This window comes from Halorhodospira halochloris (assembly GCF_002356555.2).
GTDB lineage: Bacteria > Pseudomonadota > Gammaproteobacteria > Nitrococcales > Halorhodospiraceae > Halorhodospira > Halorhodospira halochloris.
The window spans coordinates 2,012,474-2,025,342 of sequence record NZ_AP017372.2 but is presented as its reverse complement, the minus strand read 5'-3'; the positions used below and the strand labels follow the sequence as shown (position 1 = coordinate 2,025,342).

Annotated in this window: 14 protein-coding genes; 13 read left to right on the top strand and 1 reads right to left on the bottom strand. The window is 54.0% G+C overall.

Features of this window, described 5'->3' with window-relative positions; translation table 11 throughout:
• Window positions 1-61: 61 nt before the first annotated feature.
• From HH1059_RS09270 to hisC, 9 genes are all read left to right on the top strand, one after another.
• The gene (locus tag HH1059_RS09270; protein WP_096410401.1) at window positions 62-883 is read left to right on the top strand and encodes an ABC transporter ATP-binding protein; all 822 of its coding nucleotides are present in this window, start codon (window positions 62-64) and stop codon (window positions 881-883) included.
• Entirely contained in the window at window positions 880-1,656 is a 777-nt protein-coding gene (gene mlaE, locus HH1059_RS09265; RefSeq protein WP_096409889.1) for a lipid asymmetry maintenance ABC transporter permease subunit MlaE, read from the top strand. Before HH1059_RS09270 ends, mlaE begins: the two co-directional genes overlap by 4 nt.
• A 17-nt stretch (window positions 1,657-1,673) precedes the next feature.
• The gene (gene mlaD / locus HH1059_RS09260) at window positions 1,674-2,129 is read left to right on the top strand and encodes an outer membrane lipid asymmetry maintenance protein MlaD (RefSeq protein WP_096409888.1); all 456 of its coding nucleotides are present in this window, start codon (window positions 1,674-1,676) and stop codon (window positions 2,127-2,129) included.
• A 127-nt stretch (window positions 2,130-2,256) separates the two neighbouring features.
• Window positions 2,257-2,880: an MlaC/ttg2D family ABC transporter substrate-binding protein gene (locus tag HH1059_RS09255; RefSeq protein ID WP_096409887.1), complete on the top strand. Its 624-nt coding sequence runs from the start codon at window positions 2,257-2,259 to the stop codon at window positions 2,878-2,880.
• A complete protein-coding gene (locus tag HH1059_RS09250; RefSeq protein WP_096409886.1) occupies window positions 2,880-3,218 on the top strand; it encodes an STAS domain-containing protein in 339 nt (112 codons plus the stop codon). The genes HH1059_RS09255 and HH1059_RS09250 overlap by 1 nt, the downstream gene beginning before the upstream one ends.
• 3 nt (window positions 3,219-3,221) lie before the next feature.
• The gene (murA, locus tag HH1059_RS09245) at window positions 3,222-4,478 is read left to right on the top strand and encodes a UDP-N-acetylglucosamine 1-carboxyvinyltransferase (protein ID WP_096409885.1); all 1,257 of its coding nucleotides are present in this window, start codon (window positions 3,222-3,224) and stop codon (window positions 4,476-4,478) included.
• A gap of 15 nt (window positions 4,479-4,493) precedes the next feature.
• The gene (hisG, locus tag HH1059_RS09240; protein ID WP_096409884.1) at window positions 4,494-5,141 is read left to right on the top strand and encodes an ATP phosphoribosyltransferase; all 648 of its coding nucleotides are present in this window, start codon (window positions 4,494-4,496) and stop codon (window positions 5,139-5,141) included.
• Between the two features lie 24 nt (window positions 5,142-5,165).
• Entirely contained in the window at window positions 5,166-6,482 is a 1,317-nt protein-coding gene (gene hisD, locus HH1059_RS09235; protein ID WP_096409883.1) for a histidinol dehydrogenase, read from the top strand.
• Window positions 6,479-7,576, top strand: coding sequence for a histidinol-phosphate transaminase (hisC, locus tag HH1059_RS09230; protein ID WP_096409882.1), 1,098 nt, complete (start codon window positions 6,479-6,481; stop codon window positions 7,574-7,576). The genes hisD and hisC overlap by 4 nt, the downstream gene beginning before the upstream one ends.
• A gap of 193 nt (window positions 7,577-7,769) precedes the next feature.
• On the opposite strand, the gene HH1059_RS09225 is transcribed toward hisC, so the two are convergent.
• On the bottom strand, window positions 7,770-9,023 hold the full coding sequence (locus HH1059_RS09225; protein WP_096410400.1) for a trypsin-like peptidase domain-containing protein: 1,254 nt from the start codon (window positions 9,021-9,023) through the stop codon (window positions 7,770-7,772).
• A 264-nt stretch (window positions 9,024-9,287) separates the two neighbouring features.
• Here HH1059_RS09225 and HH1059_RS09220 point away from each other — a divergent pair, with 264 nt between their 5' ends.
• From HH1059_RS09220 to HH1059_RS09205, 4 genes are all read left to right on the top strand, one after another.
• Window positions 9,288-10,046: a Nif3-like dinuclear metal center hexameric protein gene (locus HH1059_RS09220; protein WP_096409881.1), complete on the top strand. Its 759-nt coding sequence runs from the start codon at window positions 9,288-9,290 to the stop codon at window positions 10,044-10,046.
• 160 nt (window positions 10,047-10,206) lie between these two features.
• A complete protein-coding gene (petA, locus tag HH1059_RS09215; RefSeq protein WP_096409880.1) occupies window positions 10,207-10,830 on the top strand; it encodes a ubiquinol-cytochrome c reductase iron-sulfur subunit in 624 nt (207 codons plus the stop codon).
• On the top strand, window positions 10,827-12,071 hold the full coding sequence (locus HH1059_RS09210) for a cytochrome b (RefSeq protein ID WP_096409879.1): 1,245 nt from the start codon (window positions 10,827-10,829) through the stop codon (window positions 12,069-12,071). Before petA ends, HH1059_RS09210 begins: the two co-directional genes overlap by 4 nt.
• Window positions 12,068-12,799: a cytochrome c1 gene (locus tag HH1059_RS09205; protein WP_096409878.1), complete on the top strand. Its 732-nt coding sequence runs from the start codon at window positions 12,068-12,070 to the stop codon at window positions 12,797-12,799. Before HH1059_RS09210 ends, HH1059_RS09205 begins: the two co-directional genes overlap by 4 nt.
• The last annotated feature ends 70 nt before the right edge of the window (window positions 12,800-12,869 follow it).

Sequence of the window (12,869 nt, the reverse complement as noted above, 5' to 3'; positions counted from 1 at the left end):
CGAAGAGGTTTTTAGCCCTATCCGGATAGATTGTTCAGATTATAATACAGGCACAATAACCATGGCCGTCGATGAAGCAAATGATATCTTTGCCAAAGTGCGTGGTCTAAAGGTGCGACGTGGCTCCCGGTGGATTTTTGACGGCGTTGACGTTGATATACGCAGCGGCAAAGTGACTGCAATAATGGGCCCCAGTGGTAGTGGCAAGACTACTATGTTGCGGGTTTTGGGTGGGCAACTCGCTCCTACTGAGGGCCTGGTGGAGGTTGCAGGCGTTGAGGTGCCTAAGCTAAAGCGCCGCGAGCTATACGCGTTACGTCGACGTATGGGGGTTCTCTTCCAGAGCGGGGCCCTGTTCACCCACCTGAATGTGTTCGAGAATGTCGCCTTTCCCGTGCGCGAACACACCCGGCTACCGGAGCCTTTGCTGCGTACTTTGGTGCTTTTAAAGCTGGAGGCAGTCGGCCTGCGCGGGGCGCAGAACCTAATGCCTAGCGAACTTTCTGGAGGTATGGCTAGGCGAGTTGCTATGGCACGGGCGATTGCCTTGGATCCGGTCCTGGTTATGTACGATGAACCCTTTGCCGGTCAAGATCCCATTACCATGGGTGTGCTAGTTGACTTGATAAGGAGGCTCAATGACATCCTTGGGCTAACTTCCGTTCTGGTTTCCCATGATGTCGAAGAGACCCTGGCCATAGCTGATTACGTCTACCTTCTGGCCGAGGGTAGGCTGATCGCGGAGGGCACGCCTGAACAGCTGCGGCGTTCCGAATATCCAGCGGTGCGTCAATTCATCGATGCCCGTGCCGATGGCCCTGTGCCTTTTCACTACCCCGGACCGAGTTTTGCCGAAGAGATACATAAGGAGCTGCAAGCGTGATTAGCCTGTTACAGGCACTTGGCAACAAGGTAATAACTGGTTTGAGGGGGGTGGGTGAGGGCGTCTTCCTCTTTTTGCGGCTAATGCGCTCCTTGTCGATTGGGGTGCGCCGCCCCCTGCTGGTTATTGATCAAGTCTACAAGCTTGGCGTTCTATCGCTAGTCATAATTGTCGTATCGGCGCTCTTCATTGGCATGGTGCTCGGCTTGCAGGGCTATTACACCCTCTCGGATTTCGGTGCCGCCGAGCAGGTAGGCGTGATGGTTGCACTAACTCTGGTCCGGGAGCTAGGGCCGGTGGTCACGGCACTGCTCTTTGCCGGTCGGGCTGGTTCAGCCCTTACCGCAGAGGTTGGCCTGATGCGTGCTACAGAGCAGTTGTCGAGCATGGAGATGATGGCGATTGATCCGGAAAGGCGTATCCTGGTGCCGCGTTTCCTTGGGGTTCTCATCGCCGTCCCGCTATTGGCAACCATATTTAGCGCGGTAGGCATAATTGGCGGTTATTTGGTATCGGTGGGCATGGTGGGAATCGACGGCGGTGCCTTTTGGTCTAACATGCAGAATGCTGTTAGCGTCCGGGATGATATACTCAATGGGCTTATAAAAAGCGTAGTTTTTGCTGTGGTAGTGGGCTGGGTTGCGCTTCATAAGGGGTATATGGCGGTGCCGACTTCCGAAGGAGTCAGTCGGGCGACTACGTTGAGTGTGGTTCATGCGTCTCTTATAGTCCTCGGCCTGGACTTTCTGTTAACGGCCCTGATGTTCGGCTGATTTTAGAGAGAAAACTTATGCAACAGCGGCTTGTAGAGATATGGGTTGGGCTTTTCGTGGTGGTGGCGCTGGCTGCGATGCTGTTCCTTTCGCTGCAAGTTAGCGGCCTAGTGGAGATTCGCAAATCCCCCGGTTACCAGGTTAGCGCGACGTTTGACAACGTGGCGGGATTGCGCGAGAGGGCGCAGGTGCAGATGGCCGGGGTAAAGATTGGCCGGGTTGAAACCATTCGTCTCGATCCGCAGACCCATCAGGCACGAGTGGTGCTCAATATAGACCAAAGGTACGACTCCATACCCGCTGACAGTAGGGCTGCAATCTATACATCTGGGTTGTTGGGTGAACAATACATAGGAATAGATCCGGGTTGGGAAGACGAGACTCTCCAGCCGGGCGATCAATTCACCGAGACTCAATCCGCGGTGGTCCTGGAGAGGTTAATAGGTCAGTTTATAAGCTCAATGGGGGATTGAAGCGGCGCAAGTTTACCGTTGGGCAGAGTTAAGCTAACCTCAAGACTTAAGGGAGTTTCATCTACTGCCACTACGAGTCACGCAAATCTGCCGCAATTGGTGGGCGTGGCTCCTAAGAGCAATTGGTATGCCTATGATAAGTAAATCCTTGCGAACGAGAGTTGGTCTACTTGTGGTCCTCGCTCTTTTTACGCTGGCCTTTGTGTGGAGCGCAGCGGCGGATGCTAAGCAGCACCCACGCGAGATCGTCGATGAGGTCAGCAGTAAGGTTGTTGCCCTGTTGGACGAATATGGCGACGAACTTAAAGATGACCCGGTAAGAACCTATGAGAAGTTTGCCCCGATCATTGAACCGCATGTTGATTTCGAGCGGATCGGGGCCCGTATGCTCGGACCTCACTGGCGTAATGCCGACGCAGAGACCCGGGAGAGATTTATCAACGAGTTTAAGCGTAGTCTGGTGCGCACCTATGCCTCGAGCATGGAAGAATATAAGGACCTCGATTTTCGTATCCTGGGTAGTAGACAGCGCGATGCCGGGATTCAGGTTGGGGTCGAAGTAGAGGGCGGCTCGCGGGTTTTGTTTCGTTTCATTGATAGCTCAGATGCCTGGAAGCTGGAGGACGTGACCTTTGAAGGGGTTAGTGTAGTACAGAATTACCGCGAGGATTTTCGTTCTCGTCTGCGCGATAAGGATTTGCCGGAAGTTGTAGAGGACATGAGGGCGCGTAACCAGGAGATTGGTTTTTAATGGTTTGCGAGCAGCTTGAGTGCGATACCCAGAGCGGTTGTATTAAGCTTTACGGGGCGCTTGATTTGGACTCCGTGGCTAATGTTTGGCATCAAGGTGAGGAACTCGTCCGTTCGGGCGAGATTGGACTGATCGACCTCTCGGCGGTGGAGCGCACCGATAGCGCTGGGGTTGCGCTGCTAGTCGAGTGGTCACGGGCGGCTCGCGAAGCTGGGGTAAGCCTGGCGTTTAGGGATGCACCACAACAGATGCGTGCCATCATACGGGCAAGCGGGGTAGAGGATGTGCTGAGAATGGTGGCACGAGGGGGCGAAGGGTTCGAGGAGAGAATGGACTAGCTCATGGAGCGTTTGCTGATAAGAGGTGGGCATCAGCTGGACGGAGAGATACGTATATCTGGTGCTAAGAACGCAGCCCTGCCGGTGATGGCTGCTACTCTGCTTGCTGAAGGTCCCATGAAAGTGGGCAATATCCCGCATCTTCATGATGTCACTACGACCATGGAGCTGCTCGGCAGGATGGGCGTCGAGCTGACCGTGCATGAAGGTATGGAAGTAGAGGTGGATACCTCCTCTATTAAGGAATTCAAGGCCCCGTATGAGTTGGTCAAGACTATGCGGGCGTCGATATTAGTGCTAGGCCCGATATTGGCTAGATTCGGTCACGCGGAAGTTGCCCTGCCGGGAGGCTGTGCAATTGGTTCCCGCCCCGTGGATGTCCACATCAGCGGACTACGGGCGATGGGTGCCGACCTTGAGATTGAAGAAGGCTACATCAAGGGTACGGCCCAACGCCTGCGTGGTGCTCACATCCATATGGATATCTGTACCGTGACTGGTACCGAGAACCTGATGATGGCAGCAGCCCTGGCACGGGGTACTACTATCTTGGAGAATGCTGCTCGCGAGCCAGAGGTGGTAGATCTGGCCAATTGCATCAATGCCATGGGCGGCTGTATCAGGGGTGCGGGCACCACCACGCTAGTTATCGAGGGCGTCGACTCACTAACCGGAGTATCACACAGGGTTTTACCTGACCGAATAGAGACTGGAACATACCTAACCGCTGTAGCGATGACCCAAGGGCGGGTTAAACTCAAAGATACCGATCCTAGTCTTCTTGAAGCGGTTATCGCAAAATTGCGTCAAAGCGGGGCGGAAATTGAGGTTGGTGAAGACTGGATAGAGCTAGTTATGAGTCAACGACCCTCGGCCGTGGACATTGAGACAGCCCCTTTCCCAGGCTTTCCGACCGATATGCAGGCGCAGCTGTGCGCTCTTAATGCCATTTCCACCGGTTCAGGCCGAGTAATAGAGACAGTGTTTGAAAATCGCTTCATGCACTGCCTGGAGATGCAGCGCATGGGTGCCAATATACGAATCGATGGTTCTAGTGCGACAATCACCGGGGTTGAAAGGCTTAAGGCAGCCCCGGTAATGGCCACTGATCTGCGGGCATCGGCTAGCCTGGTTCTGGCTGGGTTGGTGGCAGAGGGTGAGACGCCCGTTGATCGTATATATCATATTGATCGTGGTTATGAGTGCATCGAAGAGAAACTTGCTCAGCTGGGCGCAGATATTCAACGAGTGCCTGATTAGAACAACGGAGAGTTCATGAGACAAACCCTGACCTTGGCGCTGTCCAAGGGACGCATACTGGATGAGACCCTGCCGCTTCTCGCTACCTGCGGGATAGAGCCGGTGGAAAGTCCGGACTCGAGCCGAAAACTAATTATCGAGACCAACCGAGATGACCTGCGCCTGCTGATAGTGCGCGCCTCTGACGTGCCAACCTATGTTGAGCATGGCGGGGCTGATTTAGGCGTGGCTGGCCGAGATGTTTTGCTTGAGAGCCGCGGCGAAAGCATTTACGACCCAGTTGACCTAGGTATAGCACGTTGTCGTCTGATGGTTGCCGGGCCAACAGGGTCAAGCTTGGATATACCTCGACCACGAGTTGCGACAAAATTTGTGGAATTGGCGCGGCAGCATTTTGCTGCTCAGGGCAGGCAGGCCGAGATCATTAAGCTTTACGGTTCTATGGAGTTGGCGCCGCTAGTGGGCATGGCAGATCTCATCGTAGATCTGGTCGATACAGGTAATACTCTCCGCGCTAACGGTCTTGAACCCTTGGAAACTATCACTGAGATAAGCTCACGGTTAGTGGTTAATAAGGCTTCATTGAAGATGGAGCATCAGCGAATCGGGGCCTTGATCGAAGATTTGGCCACTGCTGCTGATGCAGCAGCTGATAACAAATGATGGGCTGCAGGGGGCAACGCAACAATGGTAGATATTAAACGCCTTAGTACAACCCAGCCGGATTTCTGGGAGAGCCTGGAGCAACTGGTCGGCTGGGAGAGTCACCCTGGGGCAGAGCTCGAGCAGCGGGTGGCAGAGGTGGTTGAAGGGGTGCGCACAGGAGGCGACAAGGCGCTACTCGAGTATACACGTACCTTTGATGGCCTTGATGCTGGCTCTGTTGCTGAGCTGGAAGTCTCCCGCGAGCGGATAGAGGCGGCTGCTCAAGAAATTTGCCCTGAGTCGCGGAGTGCCCTTGAACACGCCGCAACGCGGATTCGCGCCTATGCTACTCGTCAGCGCATTGATTCCTGGGAGTATGAGGATGAAGACGGCAATCTGCTCGGTCAGCAGGTTACTGCCATAGACAGAGTGGGAGTATATGTTCCGGGCGGTAAAGCTGCATACCCATCCTCAGTGCTTATGAATGCTGTACCGGCCCGTGTCGCCGGGGTCGAAGAAATCGTTATGACTGTGCCGGCCCCGAATGGCGAGTTGTCATCCCTGGTATTGGCAGCGGCTAAGATTGCCGGGGTGGATCGTATATTTACCTTAGGTGGGGCACAGGCGGTTGCGGCATTGGCTTATGGCACCCAAACGGTCCCGTCAGTGGATAAGATCGTGGGCCCGGGGAATGCCTACGTAGCAGAAGCAAAACGGAGAGTCTACGGGGTGGTCGGGATCGATATGATTGCAGGTCCATCCGAGGTTCTGATTATTAGCGATGGACAGGCTGACCCCGAATGGATCGCTATGGACCTGTTTTCGCAGGCCGAACATGATGAGCATGCTCAGGCCTTGCTGGTCTGTCCTGATTTTGTCTACCTGGACCAGGTCCAAGCGGCTATGGAGCGCATGCTGCCGGAGCTAGAACGTTCCGATATTGTCCGTGAGTCACTTGCTAAACGCGGTGCCCTGATCTGTGTCCGCGATTTGGCCGAGGCGCAAGATGTAGCCAACCGGGTCGCGCCAGAACATCTGGAACTTTCGGTTGCCGAACCTCAGCGGCTAGTTGGTGGCATTCGCCACGCTGGAGCAATCTTTCTCGGCCATCACACTGCAGAGTCACTAGGGGATTATTGCGCTGGTCCTAACCATACTCTACCGACCTCACGAACTGCCCGCTTTGCTTCACCTCTTGGCGTCTATGATTTCCAGAAGCGGTCAACGACACTTTTTTGTTCGCCTGAGGGGGCCGCTAAGTTGGCCGAGAGTGCCGCGGTGATTGCCCATGGTGAAGGGTTAGGGGCACATGCTAAGGCAGCAGAGTTTAGAAAAGCCGGTCACGGAGAGGGCAATTGAGTGAGTTATCTGCGCAGGTAAGGCGGTGGGTGCGTCCCGAAATACAGGATCTTGTCGGCTATAAGGTCGCCGATCCTGGCGATGCGATAAAGCTGGACGCTATGGAGAGCCCCTGGCCTTGGCCCGGAGATCTGCGCGATGAGTGGCTAAATCGACTTAGCGAAGTTGCGCTAAACAGATATCCGGACCCTAATTGCGGCGATCTTAAAAAAGTAGTCCGCGAGGTCTTTGAAGTTCCTGCCTGTGCAGAGCTGCTGCTAGGCAATGGTTCTGATGAGCTGATTCAGCTGATCAATCTAGCTATTGCCGGGCATGGCCGAACAGTTATGGCGCCAGCACCTAGCTTTGCCATGTATCGGGTAATCGCCACATTGAGTGGATCTGAGTTTGTGGAGATTGATCTGGCAGATGATTACGGCCTTGATTTAGCGGCTATGCAGGCCGCTGTAGGCAAGCATCAACCGGCTGTTACCTATGTTGCCCACCCTAATAACCCTACTGGTAATGGTTTGGATCTGGATGAGATATCCTCCTTGGCCTTATCAACGGAGGGAGTGGTGGTCGTTGATGAGGCTTACTACGCCTACGCTGATTCGAGTTTCTTGCCGCGCTTGCTTGACCACCCCAACGTCCTGCTGCTGCGTACGCTCTCCAAGGTCGGCTTGGCTGGGCTGCGGGTAGGGGTTCTGATCGCCCACCCCGAGTGGGTAGAGCAGCTAGAAAAGTGCCGTCTTCCTTACAATGTTGGAGTGCTAGCCCAGGTAAGCGCAAAGTTTGCCCTGGAGCATCGTCAGCAGCTCGATGAGGCGATTAAACGAGTGCTTGGCGAGCGATCTAGGTTGGCTGAAGAGCTGCGGCATATGCCCGTGGTAGAGCGGGTGCTGCCGAGCGAGACCAATTTTATAACCTTTCGGCTTAAAGCGATTCCAGCGTCAAGGGCCTATAAGCATTTGTTGGCCGAGGGCGTGTTGGTCAAATCACTTGATGGAAGCCATCCGCGGCTTAGTAATTGCCTCCGGGTAACCGTCGGCACACCGCAAGAGAATGATCTCTTCTTGGGCGCTCTCTCAGGTTTGTCTGCAGGGGATTATTGACGGGATCTGCAAGAGCCGAAATCCTCCTATTGAGCGCCTCTACGCCTCTAAAAGATTCCCCCTGAGCCTTATCTACCCGATTTGGAGGTTTCATGGCGCCAGGGATGGCGCCATGAAGCCTCCAGAGATGGATTCACGGCGTCCTCCACATCGGGCAGATAATGGATCAGGGGATTTTTCTAGAGGGGTTCTATTATCGTGCGTCAGATTTAGGATTCTTGCCTAAAATGATTTTTTTATTAAATGGGTCACCGTCACGATAGCCACTGACTTCAACTCTGGTTCCTGGCGGGCTTCTCCCGGTGGCCCTAAGAAAATCTTGCACACTCTCAATCTGGGTGCCGTCGATCTTTGTCAGCACATCGCCTGTTTTGAGTGTGCCACCTTCAACCGGTCCGCCAGGCGATATTTCGGTTACTACGACGCCTTTGCTCTCATCTAAATCGAAGGAACGAGCTAGAGGGGGAGTTAGGCGTTGTGTCTTGACTCCCAGCCAGCCGCGCACGACCTGTCCATGTTCGAAGAAGTCGCTTATAACCGACTGAACCATGCTTGCAGGGATAGCGAATCCTATGCCGTGAGAGCCGCCGCCACCTCGGTCGAACAACGCGGTATTTATGCCTATCAGGCGTCCGTGGGCATCTATCAGGGCGCCTCCGGAGTTGCCTACGTTTATGGCCGCATCGGTCTGTAGGAAGCTCTCAAATGTAGATAGACCAAGCTGATCACGGCCTGTCGCGCTGATTATCCCCTTGGTTACTGTTTGGCCAACACCAAATGGGTTGCCGATAGCAAGAACCACATCCCCGACGCGGACATCACTCTCATCGCCGAAGGAGATTACCGGCAGTTCTTGGAGGTCTATGCTAAGCAGGGCTAGATCAGTTTCCGGGTCTTCGCCAATGACTGTTGCTCGGGCTTCGCGTTTGTCAGGAAGAACAACTTTGATGCTTTCTGCCTGTTTAATCACATGATGGTTGGTGACTATATAGCCGTTTTCGCTGATAATAATACCGGAGCCAAGGTTGGCCTGGTGCCTAGGAAGCCTTGGGGGATGCCCGGGTTGCTCGAAGAATCTCTCCAACAGCGGGTGGCGGTAGCCAGGTGGCGTGAACTGCTCTGTTTCACTCGGGGCAGAGTAGATGTTAACCACTGCGGGAGCGGCCCTAGCTACTGATTCGGCATAGGAAACGGGCTGGCCTAACTGAGCAGGGCGCGCCGCAATATCTCGGTCAGTTTCGACCGGCATGTCTCGATTAAAGCCTTCGTGCCTGGCGGAATCGTCTTGCGGAATTACTGAGTAAAGCCAGCCAGGATTAAGCCAGACCAGAGCAATGGCTATAGCTATGCCGAGGGTCGCATAACCTAAAACAAACCTTATCCACTCGCCGTAGTGAGTGTACGGCCATGGTTGAATAGGTTTCTGCTTGGATCCAGGAAGAGTCATGCAAATAACCGCACTATGGAGTCGCCACAAATCTGTTTGGCGCCCTGCAGAACCGCAGCGGTGCGAGTCGGGCATTCCGCCCTGGAGGCGTCTTCTAATCCCCCCCTTGTGGCGCCTCGTGTAACTAATCCATGGCGTTCTGTGTGCCTGGAATATCGCCAAGCCTTCTTTAGGGGATGGGTCATGGTCTCCTCCATAACAAGAACAAGGCAACAGGGGATGCCAAAAATTTTTGCAGATACCTCATAATGGATGGACAGAGCAATGTTACATAGAGATCAGCTCGAAGCATACCTAAATGACTACTTATCGGTTGAGAGTATATCCGACTATGCGCCAAATGGCCTGCAAGTTGAAGGCCGTGAGGAGATTGGGCGCCTGGTCACAGGCGTAAGCGCTTGTGCTTCTTTGCTCGAAAAGGCTGAGGCGGCGAAAGCCGATGCGATCCTGGTTCATCACGGTTACTTTTGGAAAGGCGAAGAAAACAGAATAGTTGGCTATAAGGCAAGACGACTTCGCCGGCTGTTGTGCTCAGGCATGAATCTGTTTGCCTATCATCTGCCGCTGGATGTTCATCTTGAGGTTGGCAACAATGCTGCCCTCGGGGACATGCTGGAGCTAACTAACGAATCCAGATATTCGATAAAGGGCATCCCTGACCTGCTGTGGTTTGGCGTGCCGGGGCAAGAACTTAGTGCTAATCAACTAAGTCAGCGCCTTGAATCTGTGCTTGGGCAGGCACCACTACACGTCGGTTCTGGACCTGGGCTGATTCGCCGCATCGCATGGTGCAGTGGTGGTGCCGAACGGCTAATTGAGCAGGCCTGTGCCTATGGTGCTGATGCATTCATTAGTGGTGAAATATCTGAGCCCATTCCCCATATCGCTCGAGAGGCCGGTATTCACTACTTTGCGGCCGGTCACCACGCTACCGAAAGGGGTGGAGTTCAACGTTTAGGTGAGCATATTGCGGCTAAATTTGATATTGATCATCAATACATTGAGATAGCTAATCCTGCTTAGTAGTGAAAACCCCCTTTCGGTTATCTCGTCAATATCTTATGCTACGCACCAGCGATGAGTTAGGGCGGAATGGACAGCTACTGTCTTGACGCCCGAGCCAGTATGTAAGATGCTTACGCGCTGTTTGTACACCCTTGGGTACGACACGTAGGGAACAGTCATGAGTAACGAAGCCCCAGATCCTAGCCGGCGCCGTTTTTTGACCGGTGCCGCAACAGTGGTTGGCGGGGTGGGAGCGGTATTTGCAACCGTGCCCTTCCTCGGCTTCCTCAAACCAAACGTAGAAGCACAAGCAGTAGGTGCTCCTATAGAGGTAGATGTCAGCAAGCTTGCTGACGGACAACGTCTTGAGTTCGAGTGGAAGGGGAGCCCGGTGTGGGTTATCTCCAGGACTCAGGAACATCTTGATAACCTTGAGGACGAAGACATCCTGCGGGGTAGGCTGCGCGATCCTGACTCTGAAGCGGAGCAGCAGCCGGAATACGCTCGTAATCTATACCGCAGCGTCTCCCCAGAGGTGCTGGTTGTCAGCCCGGTTTGCACGCACCTCGGCTGTATAGTCGTCTATCACCCGGAGGTTGAAGCTAAGCCTTTCGATGACGATTGGCGAGGTGGATTCTTCTGCGCCTGTCACGGAGCAATGTACGACATGTCCGGGCGTGTCTATTCAGGCAATCCGGCCCCGAAAAACTTGGAGATCCCGCCCCACCGCTTTACTGATGACGATAAGCTGGTCATTGGTGAGGATCCCGAGGATCCTGAAGAGGAGGTCGAGGCGACATGAGTGAGCAAAGCGCTAGCCGACTAAGCGAACTACAAGCCTGGGTTGATAAGCGCTTTCCGCTTACCAGTACTTGGCGTTACCACATGACCGAGTACTATGTACCGAAGAATATCAACTTCTGGTACTTGTTCGGATCGCTGTCTATCCTGGTGCTGGTCATTCAGATCATCACCGGCATCTGGCTGACGATGTACTATCAGCCGTCGGTCGATCGCGCCTTTGCGTCGGTCGAATTCATTATGCGTGACGTCGAGTGGGGGTGGCTGATGCGCTACCTGCACACTGTAGGTGCCTCGGCGTTCTTTGTGGTCGTTTATCTCCACATGTTCCGCTGCCTGATGTACGGCTCCTATAAAAAGCCTCGGGAGCTGCTCTGGATTATCGGGGTGCTGATCTATCTGGTGATGATGACCGAGGCCTTCATGGGCTACGCACTGCCTTGGGGTCAGTTATCGTACTGGGCAACCCAGGTCATTGTGGCGCTGTTCGGCGTGGTGCCGTTTATCGGTGACGACTTGGTAGTTTGGCTGCAAGGCGGTTTCCTGGTTAACGAGGCAACCCTCGGTAGGCTATTCTCGCTGCACGTTATCGGCTTGCCTCTGGTGCTGATCTTGCTGGTCTTCCTCCATATAGTGGCGTTGCACCATGTTGGGTCGAGTAGCCCGGATGGCGTCGAGATCAAAGAGAACAAAGATAAAAACGGCAAGCCGGTCGATGGGATAGCATTCCATCCTTATGTGACGGTTAAAGACATGGTCGGGATGGGTATATTCCTGATCATATTCTGTGCGATTGTCTTCTTTGCTCCAGAGTTCTTCGGCTATTTCATTGAGGCCCCGAACCTGGAAGAGGCCAATCCGCTGCAGACGCCGGAGACGATCCATCCGATCTGGTACTTCACTGCGTGGTACGCGATGCTGCAGTGCGTCCCGAATGAGGCATTGGGCGTCGTAGTGATGTTCGCTGGTTCGATGATACTGCTCTTCCTGCCCTGGATTGATCGCAGTGAAGTGCGTTCGATCCGTTATCGGGGGCGTGGTTTCAAGATCGCACTCGCTGTCTTTGTAGCCTCTTTCTTGATCCTCACATGGGCCGGAATGCAGGAACCAAGCGGGTTGCCGATGCTTATTTCGCGTATCTTTACGGTGGTCTATTTCGGGTTCTTCGTATTCCTGTGGGTTTATACCTACTTCGGCTTTGAGCAAACGAAACCCGTTCCGGAAAGGGTGACCGACAAATGAGCAAAAAGAGACTAGGGTACGTTCTTGGTGCGCTCTTGGCGGTCTCGTTCGCTGGTGCTGCCCAGGGCGGGATCGACATGAAGGATCCCAACGTCAGTCACCATGACCGGGAGTCAATCCGCAAGGGCGCTGAGCACTTTGCCCAGTACTGCATGGGCTGCCACTCGGTGGAGTATCTGCGCTACGATCGGGTGGCGGAAGACACCGGCATGGGTGAGGAGTGGATCGAGGATAAGCTCATTTTTGATGACGATATCGAACATCATGAGCAAATGATCTCGCCCATGGATCCGGAGGATGGGGAGAACTGGTTTGGCATCGAACCTCCGGATCTGTCCATGACTACCCGGGTGCATGGCGAGGATTGGGTATATACTTTTCTCCACGCCTACTTCAAGGATGAAGACGCTGCCGTCGGTTTTGATAACTGGATCCAAGAGGGGACCAGTATGCCGCACGTGCTGGCTCACCTTCAGGGGACGCCCAAACCTGTCCACGACGATGATGGTAATCTAGTCGACATTGAGGTGTCTGGCGACGGCGAGATGAGCAGACGCGAATATGAGGCGATGACGGCCGAATTGACAGCGTTTCTTGCCTATGCTGCTGAACCGATAAGGGCAGATAGGGAGAGGATGGGGATTTGGGTTATTCTCTTCCTACTGGTTATGACAACCGTCTTCTATCTCTTGTACAAAGAGTATTGGCGTGAACTGAAAAAGCAGTAAACGCCTTGACCATTAACCAATGGCGGCTGTTTGTAGCCCGGGGTGCATAAGAGCATCCCGGGCCTTTGCG